The organism is Photobacterium sp. Hal280, from assembly GCF_037162255.1.
Lineage (GTDB): Bacteria > Pseudomonadota > Gammaproteobacteria > Enterobacterales > Vibrionaceae > Photobacterium.
Genome location: NZ_JARLUO010000005.1, coordinates 1261774 through 1287257 on the forward strand (window position 1 = coordinate 1261774; position 25484 = coordinate 1287257).

The window sequence follows — 25484 nt, forward strand, 5'->3', positions numbered from 1 at the left end:
TCGTGTTGTTGGTCGTCATTGAGTAAACGATTGGGAGCGGCAAATGGATGCAAAAAAATTGTCGTGCTGCAGAAAAAAGAGAAATCACCGGAGATATCAGGCAAATAACTTTGTCAGATCTTGATTCGCAGGTCAGTTCGACTAGTATGAGGCGTTGCACCGGTTGGAGGGGTGAAATCAGGTTATGTCACGTATTAGAGAAAAAAATCAGGAAGTAATTATCAAGTTTGCGGGCCGTTTGTTTGCGGAACAGGGCTTTGCGGCCACGAAAGTCGCCGATATTGCCAAGCTGGCCGACGTTCCGAAGCCGAATGTGTATTACTACTTCAAAACGAAAGAAAACCTGTATCGTGCGGTGCTGGAAAGTGTGACCCAGCCACTGCTGGAGGCCTCCAGCCCGATTGAGCAGCTGGATGATCCGGTTCAGGCGCTCACCGCTTATATTCAGACCAAGTTACGCATTTCCCGTGATCACCCCTTTGCGTCCAAAGTGTTCGCCAATGAAGTGATGTCGGGGGCGCCTTATCTGCCGTCAGATATCGGTGATGAACTGTTGGCGCAGTCAAGAATGATCATTGCCAAGCTGGAACGCTGGATCGAGAAAGGGGTGATGGCACGGGTGTCGCCGCAGCATCTGATGTTTACGATTTGGGCATCGACCCAGACCTATGCCGACTTCAGCTGGCAGATTTGCAATGTGCTGGAAAAAGAAGCACTGGATGATCAGGATTTTGCGGATGCTGCAGAATTTCTCACGCAACTGGTGATTCGGGGCTGTCAGATAAAATCAGCCTGAAGCCGATAGACTGGATATCGTCGATACACGTTTAATCGATAAAAAAGCGCTTCCGCCCAACGAGGTAAAGAGCGAAAGCGCTTGGGTGTTATTTCCTGAACAAAGCTTTTTGAGTGATTTGGCTTATCGGCGTTGCTGGAAGCGCTCGACCAGGCGTTTTGCTGCCGCCTGATGACGGCTCAGCAATGCCGGTAAATCGACACCGATCACCCTGCCATCATGGACGCGCCATTGTCCAGCGACCATGACCCTGTCTGCCTGATGCGCGCCACAGAGTACCAATGCAGCCAGTGGGTCGTGTGCACCTGAGAAGCGGATCTCATCCAGACGGAACATCGCGATGTCTGCCTGTTTACCCGCTTCCAGCGTGCCGAAATCTTCACGGCCCATGGCACGAGCTGACCCTGACGTTGCCCAGCGCAGGGCATCGAAATGGGTGACATCCGCCGAACCGTAACGCAGGCGCTGGATGTACAGCCCCATCCGCACTTCGTTGACCAGGTTTGAGCCGTCGTTTGACGCTGAGCCGTCAACGCCCAGTCCGACTTTCACGCCTGCTGCTTCCAGCTCTTTGTTGCGGCAGATACCGGAGGCCAGCATCATGTTTGATGACGGGCAATGGCATATCCCGACTTCGGCTTTCCCTAAACGGCGGATCTCTTCTTCGTTGAAGTGAATGCCGTGTGCCAGCCAGGTGCGGTGATTCAGCCAGCCGGTTTCTTCCAGGTAATCCACAGGGCGCAGGCCGAAACGTTCCAGACAGAAGTTTTCTTCATCAATGGTTTCGCACAAATGGGTGTGAACCATGACATTTTCACGGGCTGCCAGGCGAGCGGTTTCTTTCATCAGATCGGTTGTGACCGAGAAAGGTGAGCAGGGCGCCAGGGCAATCTGGGTCATCGCGCCATCGCCACGCTGGTGGTACTGACGGATCAGCCGCATGCTGTCATCGAGGATGGTGTCTTCTTTCTGGATGGTATGACGGGGCGGCAGGCCACCTTCATCTTCACCCAGGCTCATCGAACCTCGGGTGAAAATAGAACGGATACCCAGCTTTTGTGCGGTTTCTACCTGGATATCAATGGCATGTTCCAGCCCGCGGGGGATCAGATAATGGTGATCCGAGGCGGTCGTACAGCCGGACATCATCAGCTCAACCAATGCCAGCTCGGTGGCGACCTGCATCATTTCTTCATCAAGACCCGCCCAGACCGGATACAAGGTTTTGAGCCAGTGGAACAGCTCTTTGTTCAGTGCATCCGGATAGGCGCGGGTCAGGGTTTGATAGAAATGGTGATGGGCATTGACCAGACCGGGTGTGATGACATGTTCACTGGCATCAATGACCTGATCGGGTTTGATTGACGGTTGAGCACCAAGAGGAACCAGCTCAATCACCTTAGTGCCTTGAATCACGACGCCGCCGCGCGCATCCGATTCTGTATTTGAGCCAGTGTAAATGGCTAAAGGGTTTTTCAGCCAGATGGTTACCATTTTGTTTTCCTTAGCCTTCTCTGCCGTTGCCGAGGAGAAGGTCTTATGGGGTGGGGATCATCACGATCCCCGGGTTAATATGAGTGTGTTATTGATCACTCTGTTCAGGATTGTTTTGCTGTTTCAATGTGTTGCTTCTTTTCTGCAGTTTCAGAGGTTTGAACCGGACGCTCAATGTCTGCCTCATCATCTGCGGTTTCCTCGATGCTGTCGCTGACGGCGTTCTCAGGCAGGATCTGATTGAGCAGTACAGTGACGATCGTGCCGGTCGTAATGCCTGAGTGGAACAGGTTCGCCAGATCCTGCGGCAGGTGCTGAACCAGGCGCGGTTCAATCGTCACTGCCAGACCGGATGCCAGACCAACGCAGATCACCAGGGCGTTTCGCTTGGTATCTGCCGCTTTGATTAGCATGCGGATACCGGCATAAGCGATCATGCCGAACATGATGAAACCGACGCCGCCTAAAACCGGTTTTGGAATCGTCACTGCCAGTGCGGCCAGTTTAGGGAACAGACCACCCAGAATCAGCAAGCCACCGGTTGTTGCTACCACATAGCGGCTGGCAACGCCTGTGATCCCTACAATCCCCACGTTTTGACTGAAAGAAGCCAGTGGCATTGCGGTCAGAAAAGCCGCCAGTGTACTGCCCAGCCCGTCGCCCAGCAGACCGCGTTTCAGATCGTTTCCTGACAGTTTGACCTTACAGTTGTTGGCCAGGGCCATGAAATCCCCGGTTGCTTCTGCAATCACCACGATATAGACCAGGCTCATACTGACGATAGCCGACAGGCTGAAGCTCATGCCGTATTCCATGATGGCCGGGCTGCCCACCCACTCAGCGCGAGCGATTTGGTCCAGATCAACCATGCCCATTGATAAGGCCACCAGATAACCACCGGCCAGTCCGATGACGATGGCTGAAGCGGCAACGGCACCGCGGCAGTAAATGGACACCACGATAACGATTGCCAGCGAGATAAATGCCAGGAACAGCTTTGGCATGGTCGCGAATTGTTCACTTGTATTGGGCGCATCGCCCACCCAGTTCATGGCAACGGGCAGAATGGTCAGGCCGATCAGCGTCACGACCACACCGCTGACCACATTGGGAAACAGCTTGCGGATTTTATCCATGAAGAAGCTGGCGACCACGACCACAAAAGAGCCGACGAGTGCTGCGCCCATGATACCGCCCACACCGTCAGCATTACCGATGCTGATGGCAACACCCAGAAAACCGAAACTCGATCCCATCACAACAGGAAGACGGATACCGACTGGGCCAAAACCAAGACACTGAGCAATGGTGACAATACCGGATGCGAGCAGGGCGGCGTTGATCAGGGTGACGACTTCATCGGTTGGCAGACCAATCGAGGTGCCGACAATTAATGGCACAGCGACAATGCCGCCAATGGAAGCCAGCATATGCTGGATAGCTAAGAGCAGGGTGATGCTGTGTGGTGGTCTCTGGTTTAGCGTATAGAGAAGTTTCATCGTTAGTTCTCCACAATTCATCCGATGAATTGGCTGCGTAGGGTTATAGGTTGTGTTCGCGTCTATGTGTTTATACGTATGGTTGTATACGTATGTTTTTACTACGTATGTTTTTATTAAAATTGGATTTCATTAAGTATGCAGTGACCTGCCTCTGCCGTACGACAGAGGTAGGTGTGCATTAAAGTATTGCTGTTTTGATTATTAGTTTTAATGGGTGTTGCATATGTCTGTTTGTGATCAGAGGTACACCAGTTTGGCGACAAAAATCGCGGTCAGTATGTACATGCTGATGGAGACATCTTTGGTTTTGCCTGTGGCGACTTTGAGCACTGTGTAGGTAATGAAACCCAGTGCGATACCGTTGGCGATGGAGAAAGTCAGCGGCATCATCAGCGCTGTGATGGCGGCAGGCGCAGCGTCGGTAAAATCGTTCCATTTCACGTGCTGCATACTGCTCATCATGACGAAGGCAACATAAATCAGCGCGCCAGCAGTGGCGTAAGCCGGGATCATGCCAGCCAGCGGTGAGAAGAAGATGGCCGCGATGAACAGCAGACCGATCACGATGGCTGACAGTCCGGTACGACCACCGGCCGCGACACCCGCTGCACTTTCGACATAACTGGTGACTGGCGGACAACCCACACAAGCACCTGCTACGCTGGCGATACTGTCGGCTTTCAGGGCTTTGCTGAGGCCTTCAATTTTCCCGGTTTCTTTGTTCATCAGGTTTGCTCGATCCGCCACACCCATCAGGGTACCGGCAGTATCAAACATATTCACAAACAGGAAAGCCAGGATCACGCTGATCATGGAAATGTTCAGGGCACCACCAATGTCCATGGCGAACAAGGTCGGCGCCAGGCTCGGTGGTGCGGAAATAACACCGTTGTAATGGACCAGACCCAGCAGGATACCGATCAGGGTAACACTGAACATACCAATCAGCACGGCACCGAAGACTTTACGTTCACTCAGTACGGCAATGATCAGAAAGCAGATTGCAGCTAAAAGCGCCTGTGGTTGGGTAAAGTCACCCAAACTGACCAGGGTGGCAGGGCTGTCTACAACAATACCGGCGGTTTTCAGGCCGATCAGTCCCAGAAACAGGCCCACACCGGCTGTCATGGAAAAACGCAGGCTTTCAGGGATACTTTCGATGATCCATTCGCGGACTTTGTAAAAGCTCATCGCAACGAAAAGAATACCGGAAATGAAAACCGCGCCTAAGGCAACTTGCCAGCTGTAACCCATTTCTCCCACGACGGTGAAAGAGAAAAAGGCGTTCAGTCCCATGCCCGGAGCCAGACCGACAGGCCAGTTTGCAAACAGGCCCATCAGCAAAGTGCCTATTGCAGCACCAATACAGGTCGCAACAAAAACCGCTTCGGCATCCATGCCTGAGGCCGACATGATCTGTGGGTTAACGAAAATGATATAAGCCATGGTGGCAAAGGTTGTAATCCCACCTACGATCTCATTTTTCACGCTGGTGCCGTGAGCGCTGAGTTTAAACAGGCGCTCTAACAGTGAAGCTGAACCAGCCTCAGAACGACCGAGCGTTTCTGTTTTAGAGTTGTTCATGACGACGCTTCCTTTTTTTGCCTGAATGACGATGTGTGCTGGTTGTTTTTTAGTGTTTCCAACTTCACCTGTCAGACAGGGCTTCCCTCTATGTTCCAGGCTGGCACTTGCTGAAAACCCTGCCGGCCTGGTTACTGCCGGAGACTACGTGGTTTTTGAAGTGATGACGACTTAGCCTGCACTCATTGTATACAATCTTCAAACTCTCTTGCACGGCTCCCTGACCTGCATCTGACCTCAGGCCCGGGAACCCTCATTGTTCTACTTGTGTTCCGATTTGGATCAGCTGCCCCGGTATGTGGAGAAGCTGTAAGGCGACACCAGCAGTGGCACATGATAGTGGCTGCCGGTATCTGCGATACCGAAACGGATGACTACATCGTCCAGAAAGGGAACTGAAGACAGTTCAACGCCTCTCTGGCGGAAGTAATGGGCAGTTTCGAAGACCAGCTCATATTTACCGGTCTGGAATTCGCTCCCTTCCAGCAAAGGCTGATCGGTTCTGCCATCAGAATTGGTATGAGTGGTTTTAACCAGAACGAAGTCTGTGCCTTCTTGACGATAAAGCGACACTTTAATCTCCGCTCCAGGTAAGCCTGAGGCTGTGTCAAGCACGTGAGTTGTCAGTTTTCCCATGGATAACCTCGCGCGTTGCGCTCCTTAAGTTGTACAGAAAATGGATTACTTCTTGCATACCTATTGTATGCCTTCTGATGTGTGATCCGTAATCAGTTCGCCACATTGTATTTAACTATGTACACAACTTTGCCGATTAGTAAAGGCTTGTGTAACCGAAATGTTAACCCGGAAGTTAGGTGATGTAACCCTTTGTTGTACCTGCTTGTTAGCTAACGTATTGATATTAAAGTAAGCTATATAGGCATAACAAGCGGTTAACTTTTTTTGATGAATATTAAAAAATGTTGCGCACATTTTATTTACAAAAATTCTGGATATTGTATACAATCACTGTTATAAATTGATTATCAGATGGTCAGTGTGTTGACCAATTAGGATTAAGGAGTCATGTGTGAGTAATGAGTATCCACGCAATCTGATCGGCTATGGTGCAGTACCCCCGCACCCACGTTGGCCAAATGACGCTCGCGTCGCTGTCTCTTTTGTTCTCAACTACGAGGAAGGTGGGGAACGTTGCATTCTTCATGGTGATAGCGAGTCGGAAGCCTTTTTGTCTGAGATCCCAGCGGCTCAGCCATTTCCGGGTCAGCGTCATATCAGCATGGAATCGATTTATGAGTACGGCAGCCGTGCTGGCGTATGGCGCATCCTGCGCTTGTTTAAAGAATACGATGTGCCGCTGACTGTGTTCGGTGTGGCGATGGCACTGGAGCGTCACCCGGATGTGGCGAAAGCGTTTGTCGAAGCCGGCCACGAGATTTGTAGCCATGGTTATCGCTGGATTGATTATCAGAACATTGATGAGTCTGAAGAACGCGATCACATGATGAAAGCGATCGAGATTATCAAAAATCTGACGGGCGAGCGCCCGTACGGTTGGTACACAGGTCGCACCGGCCCGAACACCCGTCGTATTGTGGCGGAAGAGGGTGGCTTTATGTACGACTCTGATGCCTACGATGACGATCTGCCTTACTGGCATGAAGAGGGGCCGAAACCACAGTTGGTGATTCCCTACACACTGGATACCAATGACATGCGTTTTGCCACCGTGCAGGGTTTTAATGCAGGTGATCAATTCTTCAATTATTTAAAAGACACCTTTGACACCCTGTATGAAGAAGGGGCCACTGCACCCAAAATGATGTCTGTGGGTTTGCATTGCCGCCTGATTGGCCGTCCCGGACGTATCGCTGCATTGCGCCGTTTCCTGGACTATGTGAGTCAGCATGACAAGGTCTGGCTGTGCCGCCGAATTGATATCGCCAAGCACTGGCACGAACATCACCCGCACCCAAGTATGAAGGAGTATTAATGATGGCACGTTTTACGTCTTGCCAACCGAGCCAAATGAGCAGGGAAGAGTTTGTCTCTCAATTTGCAGATGTGTATGAGCACAGCCCCTGGGTGGCGGAAAAAGTTTACGACAATGGTCTCAGTGATGCTGATGATGACATCAGCACCCTGCATGCGCGTATGGCAGACACTTTGCTTTCAGCAAGCAAAGAAGAACAGTTAGCCCTGATTAATGCGCACCCGGATTTAGCCGGAAAAGCTGCAGTGAACGGTGAACTGACCGAAGCGTCCACCGCCGAGCAGGCTGGTGCAGGGATCAGCCAGTGTTCACCGGAAGAATTCGAAAAGTTCAATCGTTATAACGATAGCTACAAAGCACGTTTTCAGTTTCCCTTCATTATGGCGGTGAAAGGGGCCAATCGTTATCAAATCCTTGAATCGTTCGAGGCGCGATTAGGCAATGAAATTGAGGCTGAGTTCGATAAGGCGTTGGAAGAGATCAATAAGATCGCTTTGTTCCGCCTGCAGACAATGTAATCAGGACAGGAATAGTCACCATGAGTACACCAGTGAGACAACTGACGATTGAGCCACTTACCCGCGAAGCATTTGCCCCTTTTGGTGATGTTATTGATAAAGAAGTAAGTGACTACTTTATGATCAATAACGGGTCAACCCGACGTTACCATGCGATGGCCAATGTGGATGTGCAGGAAGAGGGTGGATCAGCCATCATCAGTATCTTTGAAGCCCAGCCTTTGAGTTATCCTTTACAGATAGCCATGATGGAGAGGCATCCTCTGGGATCTCAGGCCTTTATTCCTTTACTTGGAAATCCGTACCTGATCCTGGTGGCCCCGGCAGGGGATACACCGGACCCCGCTCAGCTTAAGGCGTTTTACAGTAACGGACGTCAGGGCGTGAATTATGGAAAAGGGGTCTGGCACCACCCGGTTCTGGCTCTGCGCAAAGACGATCAATTTCTGGTTGTCGATCGTGCCGGGCCTGGCAATAACTGCGATGAAGTGTACTTTTCTGACGATGTTCGTATCGAATTATCACTGAGCAGTTTGGAGCAGGAAGCATTAACCGTCGCACTTTGATAAGCCCAAGGCAATTAAAGTTCGCATAACATAACAGGAGTTCGTTATGGATCCACATATGACGGAATGGCTGAATCTGGCAATTCGCTGGGTTCACATGATTGTAGGTATCGCCTGGATTGGTGCCTCATTTTACTTTGTCTGGTTGGAAAACAACCTGAACCGTGTCAATCCGAAAACTGGCTTGTCTGGTGATCTCTGGGCCATTCACGGCGGTGGTATTTACCACCTGGAAAAATACAAACTGGCACCGCCAAGCATGCCTGAAAATCTGCACTGGTTTAAGTGGGAAGCTTACTTCACTTGGATCACAGGTATCCTGCTGTTGGGTGTGGTGTATTACCTCAATGCGGATATCTATCTGGTTGCGCCGGGCTCTGGCCTGAGTGCCACGGCTTCAGTAGCGCTGGGTGTGGGTTCCCTGGCTGCGGGCTGGATTATTTACAGCTTGCTGTGTGATTCTGCGCTAGGCAAGAAGCCGATGCTGCTGGGTATTATTCTGTTCTTCGGTTTAGTGGCTGCAGCCTATGGCCTGAGCCAGGTGTTCAGCGGGCGTGGTGCATACATCCATGTCGGTGCGATCATCGGTACCATCATGGTCGGTAACGTATTCTTCGTGATCATGCCGGCTCAGCGTGGTCTGGTCAAAGCCATTGAAGAGAACCGCGAACCGGATCCTGTACTGCCAGCGAAAGGCCTGCTGCGTTCACGTCATAACAACTACCTGACGTTGCCAGTACTGTTCATCATGATCAGTAACCATTTCCCGAGCACCTATGGCTCAGAATATAACTGGCTGATCCTGGCAGGTCTGGCGGTCTTCAGTATCCTGGTGCGGCACTACTTCAACACCCGTCATGGCAGCCAGAAGTTTGCCTGGACAGTGCCTGTCGCAGCCCTGGGCATGATTGCTCTGGCCTTTGTGACCTCGCCTTACGCAAGTAAAATGGGTGAGAGTGCTGTTCCTGCTGCGTCTGTCCCTGCTGTAGAAGCCAAAGCAGAGTCAGCGACTGCTCAGGCGGAAACCGGCACGGCAGCAGCGGCTCAGCCAGCCAGCAATGGCGTCAGTTTTGCTCAGGTAAATGATGTGATTCAGGAGCGTTGCTCAGTGTGTCACTCAGCACAACCGACGCACGCTGCGTTCTCGACAGCGCCGGCAGGTGTGATACTGGATACACCGGAAGAAATCAAAGTCAATGCACCTCGCATCGTGGCTCAGGCGGTACAAACAAAAGTGATGCCGCTGGGTAACCTGACTCAGATGACCGATGACGAGCGTAAGCTGATCGGAAACTGGGTTAAGCAAGGTGCGCAACTGTAGTCCCCTCGGGGGCGAAAGCCCCCACTTTATAGTCCGTTAGCCTGGATATACCCGGTGCTACAGCTTGGAAACAAGCATGCGAAGTCCATAAATTAGATGGCAATCTGATGGAGTAAGCGTGCTGTGTGGCTCAGGCTGAAACCCGGGTAAGAAGGGCAGATAATCTCCTTTACATATCAATCCATAATATGTGACCAGCCCCATACGTTTTGTATCGGGGCTTTTTTTGAGCTTTACGCTGGCCTGGTCAGCAAAATCAGCAACTCCTGGTTATCTGCCAGCAGATCGGTGATGGTGCATTGGTCTAATTCTGCCAGAAAGGCGTCTTTGGCTTTCGCCAGATAGGATTTCAGACGGCAGGCTGGCGTAATATGGCAGAACTCCGGGGCGCAGTTCACCACTTGCAGCGGTTCCAGATCCCGGACCACCTGACCCACAATGATGCGACTCGCTGGCATTGCCAGGCATATCCCGCCATTTTTTCCGCGGACGGTTTTCACATAGCCCAGCTGACCCAGTTTATTGATGATTTTCACCATATGGTTTCTGGACACAGCGAACGTGTCACTGACGTGACTGATACTGGTGAGTTCACCGTCGGGCAAGGCTCCCAGCAGGATCAAAGCTCTTAATCCGTAGTCAGTAAAGTTGGTCAGTTGCACATTTTTTCCTCTTTCAACACCCACGGCAAGTGTAATTCCTTTATTGACTAAAAGATATATTTAAGATACAACTTTAAAACATGCATCATAAATACATCTTTAAAGGAAGCCGCTATGCTGAGTCAGAACACCATTGATATCGTGAAATCCACCGCACCGCTTTTAGCCGAAACCGGCCCGAAACTCACCGCACATTTTTATGATCGTATGTTCCGTCATCACCCAGAGCTGAAAGATATTTTTAACCTGACCCATCAGGACAGCGGCCGTCAGCGCGAAGCTTTGTTCAATGCGGTGTACGGCTATGCTGCGAATATCGATAATCTGGAAGTGCTGTTGCCCGTGGTGGAGAAAATTGCCCAGAAACATGCCAGCTTCAACATTACGGCTGAGCAGTACGCGATTGTGGGCGAGCACTTACTTGGAACCATTAATGAATTGTTCGCTCCGGGACAGGCGGTGTTGGATGCGTGGGCTGAAGCATACGGCTTGTTGTCTACTGTGTTTATTGACCGTGAAGAGGCGATTTACCAGGAAAATGAAGCCAAAACCGGTGGCTGGCGCGGCACCCGGGAATTTGAGCTGGTGGCAAAAACACCAGAAAGCGATGTGATTACCAGTTTTGTGTTTATGCCGACAGACGACCAACCCGTCGCGGCTTACCAACCGGGGCAGTACATTGGTATTTATCTGAAACCGGATGGCTTTGACAACCAGGAAATCCGCCAGTACAGCCTGTCCGGTGCCCCTAATGGTGAGACTTACCGAATTTCAGTTAAGCGTGAAGCGCTGGGGACTGTGTCATCCTATCTGCATCAGCACCTGAAGGTGGGTGATAAAGTTCAGCTGGCTGCACCATCTGGTGACTTCTTCTTCCGTTCTGAAGCGACTCAGCCTGTTGCCCTGATTTCGGCTGGTGTAGGCCTGACACCTATGCTGGCGATGCTGGAAAGCATCAAAGACAGCCACCAGGCGCCGGTTCACTGGCTGCATGCTGCCGAAAGCCACTGTCAGCATGCGTTTGGCAGCCATGTGGAAGAGATTGCAAATACAACCGAGGGGGTTAGCAGCCATGTCTGGTATCGCGAGCCACAGGGTGTCACCGCGGACTTTGAAGGATTTCTGGATCTCAGTAAGCTGGATACGGCGGTTGACTGGCACAACACCACTTTCTATTTCTGTGGACCTGTAGGTTTCATGCAGCATTTGGCTAAGCAGTTGAAAGAGAAAGGCGTAAGCGAATCCCAGATGCATTATGAGTGTTTCGGACCGCATAAGGTGCTGTAAATTAGATACAGACAGAAGCAGGCAAGATAAAAAACGCCCGTCCGCGGCGGTGTTAGAGACGTGAATACCGGGACGGGCAAGGATAGACGCATTGTGGAGACGCGAGTTTTTAGCTCGCTTTTTTCTTAGTTACCATTTCTGGTTCGGTTGTGCCTTCGGCATCGTAGGCTTTTTCGCCATAGACGAAGGTTTTGCTGACGGTGCGGTCATCGCCGAGACTCATCAGTACAAACAGTTGTTCTTCCAGCGTTTTTGCTTGTTGCATGCGGAAAGACATTAACGGGGTGGCGTGCAGATCCAGGACCACGAAATCCGCTTCTTTACCGGGCGCAAGGTTACCGATCTTGTCGTCCAGGTACAGCGCTTTGGCACCGCCCAGGGTCGACAGATACAGAGATTTCAGCGGATGCAGTTTTTGCTGTTGCAATTGCAGAATCTTATAAGCTTCGCCCATGGTCTGGAGCAGCGAGAAACTGGTGCCGGCACCGACGTCTGTCCCCATTCCCACACGAATCCCGTGCTGCTCCATTTTCGGCAGGTTAAACAAGCCGGAGCCAAGGAACAGGTTAGAGGTCGGACAGAAAGCAATCGCTGAGCCAGTTTCAGACAGGCGTTTGCATTCACAGTCGGTCAGGTGTACACCGTGGGCAAAAACCGCTCTGTTTTTCAGCAGCTTGTAATGATCGTACACATCTAAATAGCTGTCGCGCTCGGGGAAGAGTTCCAGCACCCACTCAATTTCTTTCTTGTTTTCAGAAAGGTGAGTGTGCATGTACACATCCGGATACTCTTCCAGCAGTTTACCGACTGTGGCCAGTTGTTCTGGGGTACTGGTTGGCGCGAAACGCGGCGTCACTGCATACAGCAGACGGTCTTTGTTGTGCCATTTTTCGATCAGCGCTTTTGAGTCCTGATAACCGGATTCCGGGGTGTCTGTCAGGTAATCCGGCGCGTTGCGATCCATCAACACTTTACCGGCAATCATGCGCAGTTTGCGTTTCTCGGCTTCTTCGAAAAACACATCCACCGATTCTTTATGCACTGTACCGAAAACCAGGGCGGTGGTTGTCCCGTTGCTGGCCAGTTCATCAAAGAATATGTTAGCGACCTGGCGTGCATAAACCGGGTTTTTGAACTTCAGCTCTTCCGGGAAGGTGTAGTTCTCCAGCCAGTCCAGCAACTGCTCGCCGTATGAGGCGATCATGCCCGTTTGCGGATAGTGAATATGGGTATCAATAAAGCCAGCGGTGATCAGCTTGTGCGCATACTGTGTGACGGCCATACCGGACGGGTGGCGAGCCAGTACTTCGTCAGCCGGGCCCACATCCAGAATGTGGCCGTTCTCAACCACCAGAACACCGTCTTCAAAAAATTCAAAGCTGTTCTCAAGGCCGACTTCCTGGGGGTCGGCAATGCTGTGTAAAATCGCTGAGCGATAAGCCGTGCGTTGTAATGTCATGTATTTATCCTTCGTTAATCGCTGTCAGGCGACTTGATTGTCGGGGCTGTCATTGGGCTCTGTGGCAGCAGAGTCCTCGCGTTTATCGGCCAGGGTTTCGCCCTGATAGTGGGCAATCAGCTCGCCTGCGACGGAAACCGCAATTTCTGCCGGATGCTTACCCTTGACGGCATCAATGCCTATCGGGCAGACCATACGCCGTATGGTTTCATCATCGTAGCCGCGTTGTGACAGTCGATAATCAAACTTCTTCCTCTTGGTCAGCGACCCTATCATGCCAAAATAGGCAGTATCATTTCTGTTGAGGATTTCCCTTGCCAGCTCAAAATCCAGCTGATGATTGTGCGTCATCACCAGATAATAACTGTTGGCAGGCATATCGCGGATCTCGCCAACCGGATCATCAGACACCAGCTTGGTCACACCGAGTGGCAGCTCGGCAGGGAATTCACTTTCCCGCTGATCGATCCAGGTCACGCGAAAAGGCAATGTACTGACAATATGGATTAATGCTTTGGCGACATGGCCTGCACCAAAAAGCACCAGATGGTGTTGTTGCTGGCCAATCGGCTCCAGGCTCAGGGTGGCCATTCCGCCGCAGCACTGACCCAGTCTGGCACCTAAATTGAAGTGCTCGACTCGCGGATGTCTGTCTCCGGTCAGCAGCATTTCCCGTGCCAGTTTGATCGCTTTGTGCTCCAGATGGCCGCCGCCAATGGTGGCGATGATCTCGTTACGGGTCACCAGCATTTTGGTGCCGGCATCGCGGGGGACTGAGCCCCGGTCAGCCAGCACAGTGACCATGACACAGGGTTCACCACGTTGATCCAGTTCAGCCAGGGCATGAATCCAGTTGTCTTTAAACATCGCGCTTTCCTCATCAGGCGAGCCCGAAGGCCCGCCATATACTACTTTTGGCTGTTTTTACTGGGCTTGTTCACTGGTTGCTGTCTCTGCCTCTTCTTTCTTCCTGCGACTCAGGAAAGGTTGAGACGAAGACGGTTGCACTTCGTTGATTGCCCAGAGTACGCGCTCTGGTGTTGCCGGGGTGTCCAGTTTCACTAAAGTACCGGGTTCAGCAACTGAACGGATGGCATCTTTAATGGCGCTCCAGACCGACATACCCAGCATGAACGGTGGTTCACCCACGGCTTTTGAGTTGAAGACTGTGTCTTCAGGGTTGCTGCGGTTTTCCAGCAGTTGTGTGCGGAAATCAATCGGCATATCAGCAATGGCCGGGATCTTGTAGCTCGCCGGACCGCTGGTCATCAGACGGCCCTGATCGTTCCACACCAGCTCTTCTGTGGTCAGCCAGCCCACACCCTGAATAAAGCCACCTTCAACCTGGCCGATATCAATCGCCGGGTTCAGCGATGCCCCGACATCATGCAGGATGTCAGCACGCAGGATCTTGTACTCACCGGTCAGGGTATCCAGGACCACTTCGGCACAGGCAGCACCGTAGGCGTAGTAATAGAACGGGCGACCGCGGGCTTTCTCGTGATCGTAGTAAATCTTAGGCGTACGGTAGAAGCCTGTGCTCGACAGCGAAACCTGGTTGAAGTAAGCCATCTGAATGATTTCTTCAAAGGTTTTCAGTTCTTCACGGATTTGCACCAGACCGTTTTTAAAGATCACTTCTTCCGGAGTAACTTTAAAGTGGCTGCAGGCAAAGTCGATCAGGCGCTGCTTGATGGTCAACGCTGCGTTCTGAGCCGCTTTACCGTTCAGGTCCGCACCAGATGATGCTGCCGTAGGTGATGTATTCGGCACTTTGTCGGTATTGGTTGCCGTGATCTGAATCCGGTCGATATCGACCTGGAATACTTCAGCGACCACCTGTGCCACTTTGATATTCAGACCCTGACCCATCTCGGTACCACCGTGGTTGAGATGAATACTGCCATCGGTGTAGATATGAATCAGTGCACCGGCCTGGTTCAGGAATGTGGCTGTGAACGAGATGCCGAACTTCACCGGTGTCAGCGCCAGGCCTTTTTTCAGAATCGGACTGGTTTTGTTGAACTCAGCAATGGCTTTACGGCGCGCTTTATACTCACTGCTGGCTTCCAGCTGCTCGGTAATGTCATGAATGAAGTTGTCTTCCACTTTCTGATAGTAGTGGGTGACATTGCGATCATCATGGCCATAGTAGTTCACCTTGCGCACATCCAGCGGATCTTTGCCCAGATGCTGGGCGATTTCATCCATGATGTGTTCGATGGTCATCATGCCCTGTGGACCACCGAAACCCCGGTAAGCGGTATTCGACGCTGTATTGGTTTTACAGCGGTGACCTGTCACTGTGGCATCACCCAGATAATAGGCGTTGTCAGAGTGGAACATGGCACGGTCGACGATAGAATTCGACAGATCCGGTGAATAACCACAGTTACCAGATACCGTAATATCAATACCGTGAATACGACCGTCATCATCAAAACCGACTTTATACTGGTTGTAGAACGGGTGGCGTTTACCCGTCATGACCATGTCTTCCATACGGGGCAGACGCATTTTGGTCGGGCGGCCGGTCAGGTGCGCAATCACAGCAGCCAGACACGCCGGGCTTGCCGCCTGCGTTTCTTTACCACCGAAACCGCCACCCATGCGGCGCATATCGATCACCACTTTGTGCATCGGGACGCCCAGCACTTCAGCGACCAGTTTCTGCACTTCAGTCGGGTTCTGGGTCGAGGTGTACACGATCATGCCGCCGTCTTCGGTTGGCATCACAGAGCTGACCTGGGTTTCCAGATAGAAGTGTTCCTGACCGCCGATATGCAGATCGCCTTCCAGTACGTGCTTCGCACTCGCCAGTGCGCCGTCAGAGTCGCCACGTTTGTGCTGGTGACTGCCTGAGACAAAGTGTTTCTTAGCCAGTGCCTCTTCAACATCTAATACGGCCTCCAGTGGTTCGTATTCGATGATGGCCGCCTGAGCAGCTTTACGGGCTGTTTCCATGTCATTGGCGGCAACCGCAATGACGGGCTGGCCGTAGAACTCGACAATACCGTCTGCCAGCAGGGGATCACCCGGCAATACTGCACCGATGTCCAGCTGACCCGGTACATCTTTGCTGGTAATGGCAATGGCGACGCCTTCAAAGGCGTAGCACGGGCTGACGTCCAGTTTGGTAATTTTGGCGTGTGCATACGTACTGGTTCGTGCATACACGTGCAACTGGTTTGGAAACTCCAGCCGGTCATCAATGTAAACGGCTTCGCCGGTCACTTGTTTGGCAGCGCTGTCATGCTTTACGCTTTTACCCACGCCGGAAGTCAGATCCTGCGCGAATTTCGCCACCATTTCATCGTGACTCAATGGGTTATGGTGATGATTAGACATAAGCAGTTACCCTTGTTTCAATTTGGCCGTTGGACTGTTGTTCGAGATAGAAACGGTGCAGCATATTCGCGGCCGTTAATGCACGATATTCCTTGCTGGCCCGGAAATCAGACAATGGCTCAAAATCATCTGACAAAGCTGCCATCGCGGTCTTGACCGTCTCCAGATTCCACGCCTGACCCACCAGTGCGGCCTCGCAGCTGGCGGCACGTTTTGGCACGGCAGCCATGCCACCGAAGGCAATACGGGCATCCGCTACTTTTCCGTCATCGCTCAACGCAATCGTGAATGCACCACAGACGGCGGAAATATCATCATCCAGACGCTTCGACAGTTTGTAAGCACGGAACTGGCTGCCAATCACAGGCTTAGGCACAATGATTTTCTCAATAAACTCGGAAGGCTGCTGGGCCGTGACTTTATAACTGATGAAATAGTCTTCCAGCGGCAGGGTACGGCGGTCGTTCCCACGGCGCAGTACGATCTGCGCATTCAAGGCAATCAGCAGGGGCGGACTGTCACCGATTGGCGAGGCGTTCGCGACGTTACCGCCGATAGTGCCCTGATTACGCACCTGCAGAGAAGCGAAGCGGTGCAGCAGTTCTCCGAAATCCGGATAGTACTTTTTCAGTGTGGCATAACAGTCAGAAATCGGCAGGTTTGCGCCAATTTCAATGCTGCTTTCGGTCTCGGTCAGGATCTTCATATCGCTGACCAGGCCCACGTTAATCAGTTTATCGATTGAGCGATGGAACTGAGTGACTTCCAGAGCCAGATCCGTACCACCAGCAACCATGCGGGCATCCGGGTGCGTCAGCAGCAGATTGGCCAGCTCGTCGCTTGAGGTCGGAGAAAAGCCGTACTGGCCGTCATGTTTCAACGTGGCGTTAGACAGATTGATTTTGGACAGCTTGGCAACCGTCTGACGCTCCAGCTCTGCGAACTGGTCCATCAGCTGTTCTTCCTGGCTCAGAGACAGGGCTGCATCAACGATAGGGCGGTAACCGGTACAACGGCATAAGTTACCCGCCAGCGCTTCCATCACATCTTCTTTATCGGCCGCTGGCTTGTTTTTGCTCAGCGCAAACATCGACATAATAAAGCCTGGTGTACAGTAACCGCACTGCGAACCGTGGTATTCGACCATGGCTTGCTGAACAGGGTGCAGCTGCTTGTTGGCATTTTGCAGATCTTCAACCGTAATCAGCTGCTTGCCATGCAGGGAAGACACAAACGTCAGGCAAGAGTTGACTGAGCGGTATTGCAGTTTTCCGTCGACAAGTTCACCCAGCACTACGGTGCAGGCACCGCAGTCACCAGAGCCACACCCTTCCTTGGTGCCTGTTTTCTTTACATGGGTACGCAGGTAGTTCAGTACCGTCATATTCGGGGAAACATGCTCTTCTTCCCGAATGTCCTGGTTTAACAAAAAAGTAATCAAGTGACCTCCTCACAGGCTCATGATCTGACCTATAAGTCAATTCTGGATATACTTGACCCAGTAGTCAACTTTTGTGTTAACGCTGTGTGACAGATTAGCTTGGGTGAAAAATTACAGTTAACTCTTTTCAATCAATGTGTTGCTTCATTTTTGTGCTGTTGGGTCATACCATCTGTGTCAAATTTGTTTCTAAATGTTGTGATTTAGCTAACAAGTCATGGTTTTGATATAACTGTCATCAATAAAACGGAATCTTCATCTGTATATTTTAGTATTTGTTGGTGGAATATGCTGCGATGATGGCGCGGGTTTGTTTGCGAGTGGTGAGGTTAACTTATTGATATTTATCAATATAGAATGATTCTCTGCTTGTTGAGCTTTAATGTAGAGACTCTGTGATCTGACAAGCTTTTTTACGGTCGCATGCCGTAGGCAACAAGCGGGCTGAACTAAACTGAAGTGAAGACAACGCTGTGGCGAGGGACTAGACAGTACAGAGTATCGGCTTTGCCGGGCGGTGTGTTTGTTAACAGTTGCAGTGGTACGGATGTTACTAGTCTGTGAAAAGACAGCCTTCGGCATCAAAGAGGCTGAAATAGATAAATCAGGGCATGAGTATAAATATGATGAATGAATATGGGAGTAGCATTTTTTTATTTTGTGGATTATAACAGCCCGGTAATACTGAATATTATTCTGCACTGCTTCATAGATTACAGTCCCTGTATATTTTTGACTTAACTGGCTGAAACAGGATGTTTTCATCTGTTTATGTGGCTTTATATGATGCGTAATTCGTGTGCTTTTACACATAAACAGTCTGTGAGAACATTCCAAGTTCAGGCAAAATTGGGTACTATCAGCAAAAGTTATCCCGCCAATTCCGGCAGGGTGCAGAGCCAAATCATATTGGAGATACAGCTTGATCAATGTATTCCTTGTAGATGATCACGAACTGGTTCGCACAGGGATCCGACGTCTTCTGGAAGATGTCCGTGGTATTAAAGTGGTAGGGGAAGCCATCAGTGGTGAGGACGCCGTCAAGTGGTGTCGAAACGAGCATGCCGACATAATCCTGATGGATATGAATATGCCAGGCATTGGTGGGCTGGAAGCAACACGAAAGATCCTTCGCTTCAACCCGGATGTGAAGATTATCGTGCTGACCGTTCATACGGAAAACCCATTCCCGACCAAAGTTATGCAGGCCGGTGCTTGCGGCTACCTGACCAAAGGGGCCGGTGCCGATGAAATGGTCAACGCGATTCGTACGGTCAATAGTGGCCAGCGTTATATTTCGCCGGAAATTGCACAACAAATGGCGCTGAGCCAGTTTGCATCCAACTCAGAGAACCCGTTTAAGGATTTATCTGAGCGTGAATTACAAATCATGATGATGATTACCAAAGGTCAGAAAGTGACCGAGATTTCCGAGCAATTGAACTTAAGCCCTAAAACGGTGAACAGCTACCGGTATCGCTTGTTCAATAAACTGGATATCAATGGTGATGTTGAACTGACCCACCTCGCAATTCGTCATGGCATGTTAGACACAGAGACCTTGTAGTGTCAGAAACCTTCGATGCAAAAAGTTTCCTGAAATCAGTTACAAACCAGCCTGGTGTATACCGAATGTATGACCAGGCTGGTGACGTTATTTATGTCGGTAAAGCCAAAGATCTGAAAAAACGGCTGGCGAGCTACTTCCGTGTTCAGGTGTCGAGTGAAAAGACCCGGGCGCTGGTTCGCAACATCTGTAAAATCGATGTCACGGTGACGCACACCGAAACAGAAGCCCTGATCCTTGAGCATAACTACATCAAGCAGTACCTCCCCAAATACAATGTACTGCTGCGCGATGATAAGTCTTACCCCTATATTTTTCTGAGCGGCCAGCATCATCCAAAACTGGCGGTTCACCGGGGGGCGAAGAAACGCAAAGGCGAATACTTCGGCCCGTATCCGGACTCAGGCGCTGTTCGCCAAAGTCTGCACCTTCTGCAGAAAATCTTTCCGATTCGTCAATGTGAAGATTCCGTCTACGCTAACCGCAGCCGCCCCTGCCTGATGTACCAGATTGGTCGCTGCCTCGGCCCTTGTGTGAAGGGACTCGTCAGTGATGAAGATTATGCAGAGCAGGTCAATTTTGTGCGTCTTTTCTTACAGGGCAAAGATCGCCAGGTGATCACTTCGCTGGTAGACAAAATGGAAGTGGCCAGTCAGCAGCTCGCGTTTGAGAAGGCCGCACGTTACCGGGATCAGATACAGGCGCTGCGCCGAATCCAGGAACAACAATTTGTCAGCCAGGACAGCGATGATGATCTGGATGTCATCGGCATCGCTCATGATAAAGGCATGGCGTGTATTCATGCGCTCTTCATCCGTCAGGGTAAGGTGCTGGGCAGCCGGAGTTATTTTCCGCGTATGCCAGCCGATACGGATATGAACGAGGTGATCACCAGCTTCATCAGTCAGTTTTATTTCAATCAGGCGGAAGGGCGGACCATCCCTTCAGTCATTCTTGTCAGTGAGTCATTGGGCGATGAACAGGCGGCCCTGTCTACTGCGCTGACTGAAGTCGCCGGCCGTAAAGTCGAACTGCGTTCACAGGCCCGAGGCTATCGTGCCCGCTACCTGAAACTGGCGCAAACGAATGCCCTGACAGCATTAACCAGCAAACTCAACCATAAAATGACGGTTCATCAGCGTGTGACCGAACTGCGTGAATTGCTGGGACTAGATTCACTTTCCCGTATGGAATGTTTTGACATCAGCCATACGATGGGCGAGAAAACGGTAGCTTCTTGTGTTGTCTTCAATCAGGAAGGGCCGGTGAAGGCTGAATATCGACGGTTTAATATAACCGGTATCACGGGCGGCGATGATTATGCTGCGATGGGACAAGTGCTGAATCGCAGGTATAGTAAACAGATTGATCCTGATAAGATCCCCGATATTGTTTTCATCGACGGGGGCAAAGGGCAGCTTTCCCGCGCGCATGAGGTGGTGAGCCCCTTGTGCAGTGACTGGCCGAAAAGGCCGCTGCTGGTGGGGGTGGCGAAGGGCACGACCCGCAAACCCGGCCTGGAAACCTTGCTACTGGTCACCGGGGAAGAATTTTCATTACCAAGCGATGCACCGGCGCTGCACCTCATTCAGCATATTCGTGATGAAAGCCATAATCATGCGATTAGTGGTCACCGGGCGCAGCGTGGCAAAGTCCGTAAACGCAGCACACTGGAAGATGTGGAAGGGATCGGGCCGAAACGCAGACAGGCATTGTTGAAATACATGGGGGGATTACAGGAACTGAAACGCGCAAGCAGGGAAGAAATTGAAAAAGTGGCGGGCATAAGCCGATCTCTGGCCGAAAAAATATACGACGCATTGCAACACGGCTAGCTTTGCGGCACCCTTAAGGTCTGTTTACAGCGGAAAGGCTTTCGTTGGCAGGCACAATACGTTAAACATAAGAACGAACAATATGCGCTTAACAATTCCAAATATCCTGAGTTTCGTCAGGCTGGTGCTCATTCCATTCTTCGTGATTACCTTCTACCTACCTTACGAATGGTCACCGTTTGCCACCGCTCTTATCTTCACCATAGCCGGTATCACAGATTGGTTTGACGGATACCTGGCCCGTAAGCTGAACCAGACCTCAAGATTCGGTGCTTTCATCGACCCGGTTGCCGATAAAGTCATGGTGGCTGCGGCATTAGTGCTGGTGACTGAGAATTATCATTCTGTCTGGGTGACGATTCCTGCAATGACCATGATTGGCCGGGAAATTATCATCTCAGCGCTCAGAGAGTGGATGGCAGAGCTGGGCAAGCGCTCCAGTATCGCAGTCTCCTGGGTTGGCAAAGTAAAAACTGCGTCTCAAATGTTCGCTCTGGTGATGTTGCTGTGGCATCCCAACGAGCTGCTGGAGACTGTGGGTTTTGTTGCCCTCTACATTGCAACAATTTTGACTTACTGGTCAATGTACCTGTATCTGAAAGCTGCAAAGGGTGATTTACTCCACCCTGACAATATGTGACAGAACAATCACCTACCTATTTAGAGAAAGCGGCTTTGGCCGCTTTTCTTTTTCTCTTGTAACCAGTGTGTTGAAACAAAGTGGATGAATTTTTTTATTCAATCGCAAATTCTGCTTGGCAATGAAAAGCGCAATATGTTATTTTTCGCGCAATCTCAGGGGGCAACATATCTGAGACACATCCGTCATCATGAACTCAGGCTGATTGCATGTTGACGATCCGTAGGTACTGCTAGCGATGGCGCTGTCAGTAGAAGGGCATTAATAGTGCAATCTTGCGTAATGAAGCAAGGGCATCATTGAGGGAACCCAACGTGAATACTTTAACGTCTCTAACCCAAATCAGCTTTGTCTTACCCAATTGCAGTATTATTACTGAGCCTTGATCGTCCGATCACCATGTCTTCAGCTGACTATCTATCAAACTACAGTGATGTTTATCGCTGGGGCTGTTAGTTGTGTGCTGAGTGCGCTTTACCGATAAGTTACTGACTTATCAATGTCTTTTATACTCAAAAGTACCACCTTTGGTGGGCTTCACTATTTTGGATTAAAAACCAATGAGTAATGTGTTTGATTTTGACGATGTCAAGCATGCGTCCAATGTTCCTGTAGTTCATGACCTGTATGACCTGACCCCAGATGAGCTGCTGCTCAGTCAGGAGCACTATGAGTCGGAAGTTCGCTCTTATCCGCGTCGTTTGCCGTTGGCGATTATGAAAGCGACAGGTGTGTTGGTTGAAGACAGTCGTGGCCAGGTCTTTCTGGACTGCCTGGCAGGCGCAGGTACTCTGGCCCTGGGTTACAACCATCCTGAGATTAACCAAGCAATCATTGACCAGCTGAATGCGGGCATCCCGTATCAGACGCTGGACATGACGACACCCGTAAAAGATAAATTTATCCGTGAAGTGATGAACTTCCTGCCGGATGAGTTTGCTGCCAATGCTCGCATTCAATTCTGTGGTCCGTCTGGTGCAGACGCCGTAGAAGCTGCCATTAAGCTGGCAAAGCAAACCACGGGCCGTAACGTGATGATGGCCTTCCATGGCGCGTACCACGGTATGACCAACGGTACGATGGCCATGATGGGCAACCTGAACACCAAGGCACGCCGCCAGGGTCTGATGGCTGACGTCCACTTTATGCCATTCCCGTACAGCCTGCGCTGCCCGTTTGGTATCGGCGGTGATGAAGGTGCAAAACAAACGCTGCGTTACCTGGAGCGGATGCTGAACGATGATGAGAGCGGTGTACAAAAACCAGCTGCAATCATTGTGGAGCCTGTTCAGGGTGAGGGTGGTGTGATTCCTGCCCCGGCATTCTGGCTGCGTGAACTGCGCCGCATTACCAAAGAACACGGCATCCTGCTGATTTTTGATGAAATTCAGTGCGGTATCGGTAAAACCGGTTTCAATTTCGCGTTTGAAGAATCTGGCGTTACCCCAGACATCCTGTGCTTGTCTAAAGCTGTGGGTGGCGGTTTGCCTATGTCATTGCTGATTTTCGATAAATCAGTTGATACCTGGCGTCCGGGCGAACACACAGGCACTTTCCGCGGCAATCAGCTGGCGATGGCAACCGGTGCGAAAGCATTGGAAATTATCCGTCGTGACAACCTGGTTGAGCATGCCCGCGTGGCAGGTCAGTACCTGCGCGAAGGCTTGGAGCGCATTGCGACTTACGTCGACTGTATCGGCGAAGTGCGTGGTAAAGGCCTGATGCTGGGTGTTGAGATCGTCAAAGGCGGCAAGAAAAACAAATTCGGTGAGCCGGAAGCGGATCCGCAACTGACCATGCAAATTCAGCGTGCAGCGCTGGAGCGCGGTTTGATCATCGAAAAAGGCGGTCGTCAGGGCTCAGTTCTGCGCTTCCTGCCACCGTTGATCATCAGCCTGGAGCAAATTGATTTTGCGCTGGATGCACTGAGCAAAGCGATTATCGCTACTGCCGGTCCGGCGAAAGTGGTTGAGAAGCCAGCGGCCAGCGATGCCGACAAATGGCGCTCTTTCTTCATCCAAACCGGTGAAGGCGGTGCTGACCAGTTCGAAGCGGCGCTGAACCAGACCACGAAAGTACTGAAACAAGTCTTTGAAAGTACAACGGCCCCATACTCAGGTATGGAACCGCAGGTGCTGAAAAACCTGATCAACAATATTGAATTGAATGATCAGCAACTGCCGCTGGATGCCGTGATTGATCAGGCGGGCGAACTGATTGCCAAAAACTCAATCATTGTTCAACACCCGAACTGCATTGCGCACCTGCACACGCCGCCACTGGTGCCGGCTGTTGCGGCTGAAGCATTCATTGCTGCCCTGAATCAATCCATGGATTCATGGGATCAGTCTACCGCTGCCACCTTTGTTGAGCAGAAAGTGGTCGACTGGCTGTGCGGTGTTTATGGTTACGACAAGCAGGCGGACGGTGTCTTCACCAGCGGTGGTACGCAGAGCAACCTGATGGGGCTGTTACTGGCACGTGACCGTTTTGCAGATATCCAGTCGGGCCACAACATTCAGAAACAAGGCTTGCCTGAGTATGCCGGCAAGATGCGCATTCTGTGCTCGAAGAAATCGCACTTCACCGTACAGAAGTCTGCGTCGCTGATGGGCCTGGGTGAGCATGCGGTAGAAACCGTGGATACGCATCCGGACGGCACCATCAAACTGGCATCGCTGGTTACGCGTATTGATGAACTCAAGCGTGATGGTTTGCTGCCGTTTGCGGTCGTCGGTACAGCGGGTACCACAGATCACGGTGCGATTGATGATCTGGATGGTCTGGCTGATATCGCCGCTCAGCATAATATGTGGCTGCATGTCGATGGTGCTTACGGTGGTGCGCTGATTCTGAGCCGTCACAAAACGCGTTTGCACGGCATCGAGCGTGCTGATTCGATCAGTGTGGACTTCCACAAGCTGTTCTATCAACCAATCAGCTGTGGTGCGGTGATCATCAAAGACAAGAGTAACTTCAAGTATCTGCTGCATCATGCAGATTACCTGAACCGTGAAGACGATGTCGTACCGAACCTGGTGGACAAGTCTATCGCAACCACCAAGCGTTTTGATGCACTGAAAGTACTGATGACAATGCAAGCTGTCGGTACCCATTCACTGGGTGCGATGTACGACCATCTGCTGGGTCAGACACAACAGGTTGCAGACATGATTAACCAGTCTGAAGAGTTTGAACTACTGGCTGATCCTGCGCTGTCGACGGTACTGTTCCGCCATGTCGGAAATACCGAGGCTGATCTCGACCAATTGAACAAAAAATTGCGTTTTGAGGCCCTGGTGAAAGGTGTTGCAGTATTGGGTGAAACCGTAGTTGATGGCAAAATTGCCCTCAAGCTTACGATTCTCAACCCATGTCTGACCATGGCAGATTTTGAGAACCTGCTAAATGACGTTAACCAGCTTGCTTGTTCACTGGTTGACTGAATGACGTGGCTTGCTCCAGTGGGGCTGGAGCAAGCCAATGTTTTATCTGAAGAAGACGGAATGA

At 51.1% G+C, this 25484-nt stretch carries 19 protein-coding genes; 10 read left to right on the forward strand and 9 right to left on the reverse strand.

Features of this window, described 5'->3' with window-relative positions; all coding sequences use genetic code 11:
* Window positions 1-184 precede the first annotated feature (184 nt).
* Window positions 185-796, forward strand: a complete 612-nt coding sequence (locus P4S53_RS15250) for a TetR/AcrR family transcriptional regulator (RefSeq protein WP_234204469.1) — start codon at window positions 185-187, stop codon at window positions 794-796.
* 123 nt (window positions 797-919) lie between these two features.
* Here P4S53_RS15250 and P4S53_RS15255 read toward each other — a convergent pair whose 3' ends face one another.
* The 4 genes from P4S53_RS15255 to uraH all read right to left on the reverse strand — a co-directional run bounded on the left by P4S53_RS15255 (window position 920) and on the right by uraH (window position 6012).
* Entirely contained in the window at window positions 920-2290 is a 1371-nt protein-coding gene (locus P4S53_RS15255) for an 8-oxoguanine deaminase (protein WP_337113320.1), read from the reverse strand.
* A gap of 104 nt (window positions 2291-2394) precedes the next feature.
* The gene (locus tag P4S53_RS15260; RefSeq protein ID WP_337113321.1) at window positions 2395-3789 is read right to left on the reverse strand and encodes a nucleobase:cation symporter-2 family protein; all 1395 of its coding nucleotides are present in this window, start codon (window positions 3787-3789) and stop codon (window positions 2395-2397) included.
* A gap of 240 nt (window positions 3790-4029) precedes the next feature.
* Window positions 4030-5376, reverse strand: a complete 1347-nt coding sequence (locus P4S53_RS15265) for an NCS2 family permease (RefSeq protein WP_337113322.1) — start codon at window positions 5374-5376, stop codon at window positions 4030-4032.
* A gap of 282 nt (window positions 5377-5658) precedes the next feature.
* The gene (gene uraH / locus P4S53_RS15270; RefSeq protein WP_161445100.1) at window positions 5659-6012 is read right to left on the reverse strand and encodes a hydroxyisourate hydrolase; all 354 of its coding nucleotides are present in this window, start codon (window positions 6010-6012) and stop codon (window positions 5659-5661) included.
* A 394-nt stretch (window positions 6013-6406) separates the two neighbouring features.
* On the opposite strand from uraH, the gene puuE reads away from it, so the two are divergent.
* From puuE to P4S53_RS15290, 4 genes are read left to right on the forward strand one after another with little or no spacing between them, the layout of a single operon-like run.
* Window positions 6407-7330, forward strand: coding sequence for an allantoinase PuuE (gene puuE / locus P4S53_RS15275; protein WP_120510604.1), 924 nt, complete (start codon window positions 6407-6409; stop codon window positions 7328-7330).
* Window positions 7331-7332: 2 nt separating this feature from the next.
* On the forward strand, window positions 7333-7848 hold the full coding sequence (gene uraD / locus P4S53_RS15280) for a 2-oxo-4-hydroxy-4-carboxy-5-ureidoimidazoline decarboxylase (RefSeq protein ID WP_120511855.1): 516 nt from the start codon (window positions 7333-7335) through the stop codon (window positions 7846-7848).
* A gap of 20 nt (window positions 7849-7868) precedes the next feature.
* On the forward strand, window positions 7869-8414 hold the full coding sequence (locus P4S53_RS15285) for an ureidoglycolate lyase (RefSeq protein WP_046219225.1): 546 nt from the start codon (window positions 7869-7871) through the stop codon (window positions 8412-8414).
* Between the two features lie 46 nt (window positions 8415-8460).
* Window positions 8461-9735, forward strand: coding sequence for a urate hydroxylase PuuD (locus P4S53_RS15290; RefSeq protein WP_337113323.1), 1275 nt, complete (start codon window positions 8461-8463; stop codon window positions 9733-9735).
* A 233-nt stretch (window positions 9736-9968) separates the two neighbouring features.
* On the opposite strand, the gene nsrR is transcribed toward P4S53_RS15290, so the two are convergent.
* Window positions 9969-10397 (reverse strand): nitric oxide-sensing transcriptional repressor NsrR, encoded by a 429-nt coding sequence (nsrR, locus tag P4S53_RS15295; protein WP_337113324.1) that lies wholly within the window; start codon window positions 10395-10397, stop codon window positions 9969-9971.
* Between the two features lie 114 nt (window positions 10398-10511).
* Between nsrR and hmpA the strand changes: the two genes are divergently transcribed.
* Entirely contained in the window at window positions 10512-11684 is a 1173-nt protein-coding gene (gene hmpA, locus P4S53_RS15300) for an NO-inducible flavohemoprotein (protein WP_337113325.1), read from the forward strand.
* A gap of 109 nt (window positions 11685-11793) precedes the next feature.
* Here hmpA and guaD read toward each other — a convergent pair whose 3' ends face one another.
* From guaD to xdhA, 4 genes are read right to left on the reverse strand one after another with little or no spacing between them, the layout of a single operon-like run.
* Window positions 11794-13143 carry a guanine deaminase gene (guaD, locus tag P4S53_RS15305; protein WP_337113326.1) on the reverse strand — a complete coding sequence of 450 codons (1350 nt, stop codon included), beginning with the start codon at window positions 13141-13143 and terminating at the stop codon, window positions 11794-11796.
* A 24-nt stretch (window positions 13144-13167) separates the two neighbouring features.
* The gene (gene xdhC, locus P4S53_RS15310) at window positions 13168-14010 is read right to left on the reverse strand and encodes a xanthine dehydrogenase accessory protein XdhC (protein ID WP_337113327.1); all 843 of its coding nucleotides are present in this window, start codon (window positions 14008-14010) and stop codon (window positions 13168-13170) included.
* Window positions 14011-14067: 57 nt separating this feature from the next.
* The gene (gene xdhB, locus P4S53_RS15315) at window positions 14068-16491 is read right to left on the reverse strand and encodes a xanthine dehydrogenase molybdopterin binding subunit (protein WP_337113328.1); all 2424 of its coding nucleotides are present in this window, start codon (window positions 16489-16491) and stop codon (window positions 14068-14070) included.
* The gene (xdhA, locus tag P4S53_RS15320) at window positions 16484-17932 is read right to left on the reverse strand and encodes a xanthine dehydrogenase small subunit (RefSeq protein ID WP_337113329.1); all 1449 of its coding nucleotides are present in this window, start codon (window positions 17930-17932) and stop codon (window positions 16484-16486) included. Before xdhA ends, xdhB begins: the two co-directional genes overlap by 8 nt.
* A 922-nt stretch (window positions 17933-18854) precedes the next feature.
* Between xdhA and uvrY the strand changes: the two genes are divergently transcribed.
* From uvrY to P4S53_RS15340, 4 genes are all read left to right on the forward strand, one after another.
* Window positions 18855-19499 (forward strand): UvrY/SirA/GacA family response regulator transcription factor, encoded by a 645-nt coding sequence (gene uvrY, locus P4S53_RS15325; protein WP_027252441.1) that lies wholly within the window; start codon window positions 18855-18857, stop codon window positions 19497-19499.
* Entirely contained in the window at window positions 19499-21334 is a 1836-nt protein-coding gene (gene uvrC / locus P4S53_RS15330) for an excinuclease ABC subunit UvrC (protein ID WP_337113330.1), read from the forward strand. The genes uvrY and uvrC overlap by 1 nt, the downstream gene beginning before the upstream one ends.
* A gap of 82 nt (window positions 21335-21416) precedes the next feature.
* Window positions 21417-21974, forward strand: coding sequence for a CDP-diacylglycerol--glycerol-3-phosphate 3-phosphatidyltransferase (gene pgsA / locus P4S53_RS15335; protein WP_337113331.1), 558 nt, complete (start codon window positions 21417-21419; stop codon window positions 21972-21974).
* 560 nt (window positions 21975-22534) lie between these two features.
* The gene (locus tag P4S53_RS15340) at window positions 22535-25420 is read left to right on the forward strand and encodes a pyridoxal phosphate-dependent class III aminotransferase (RefSeq protein ID WP_337113332.1); all 2886 of its coding nucleotides are present in this window, start codon (window positions 22535-22537) and stop codon (window positions 25418-25420) included.
* The last annotated feature ends 64 nt before the right edge of the window (window positions 25421-25484 follow it).

Bases quoted from the DNA above. Each gene is read 5' to 3' on its own strand.
- P4S53_RS15250 (WP_234204469.1), top strand. From the start codon at position 185: ATGTCACGTATTAGAGAAAAAAATCAGGAAGTAATTATCAAGTTTGCG.
- P4S53_RS15255 (WP_337113320.1), bottom strand. From the start codon at position 2,290: ATGGTAACCATCTGGCTGAAAAACCCTTTAGCCATTTACACTGGCTCA.
- P4S53_RS15260 (WP_337113321.1), bottom strand. From the start codon at position 3,789: ATGAAACTTCTCTATACGCTAAACCAGAGACCACCACACAGCATCACC.
- P4S53_RS15265 (WP_337113322.1), bottom strand. From the start codon at position 5,376: ATGAACAACTCTAAAACAGAAACGCTCGGTCGTTCTGAGGCTGGTTCA.
- uraH (WP_161445100.1), bottom strand. From the start codon at position 6,012: ATGGGAAAACTGACAACTCACGTGCTTGACACAGCCTCAGGCTTACCT.
- uraD (WP_120511855.1), top strand. From the start codon at position 7,333: ATGGCACGTTTTACGTCTTGCCAACCGAGCCAAATGAGCAGGGAAGAG.
- P4S53_RS15285 (WP_046219225.1), top strand. From the start codon at position 7,869: ATGAGTACACCAGTGAGACAACTGACGATTGAGCCACTTACCCGCGAA.
- P4S53_RS15290 (WP_337113323.1), top strand. From the start codon at position 8,461: ATGGATCCACATATGACGGAATGGCTGAATCTGGCAATTCGCTGGGTT.
- hmpA (WP_337113325.1), top strand. From the start codon at position 10,512: ATGCTGAGTCAGAACACCATTGATATCGTGAAATCCACCGCACCGCTT.
- guaD (WP_337113326.1), bottom strand. From the start codon at position 13,143: ATGACATTACAACGCACGGCTTATCGCTCAGCGATTTTACACAGCATT.
- xdhC (WP_337113327.1), bottom strand. From the start codon at position 14,010: ATGTTTAAAGACAACTGGATTCATGCCCTGGCTGAACTGGATCAACGT.
- xdhB (WP_337113328.1), bottom strand. From the start codon at position 16,491: ATGTCTAATCATCACCATAACCCATTGAGTCACGATGAAATGGTGGCG.
- pgsA (WP_337113331.1), top strand. From the start codon at position 21,417: ATGCGCTTAACAATTCCAAATATCCTGAGTTTCGTCAGGCTGGTGCTC.
- P4S53_RS15340 (WP_337113332.1), top strand. From the start codon at position 22,535: ATGAGTAATGTGTTTGATTTTGACGATGTCAAGCATGCGTCCAATGTT.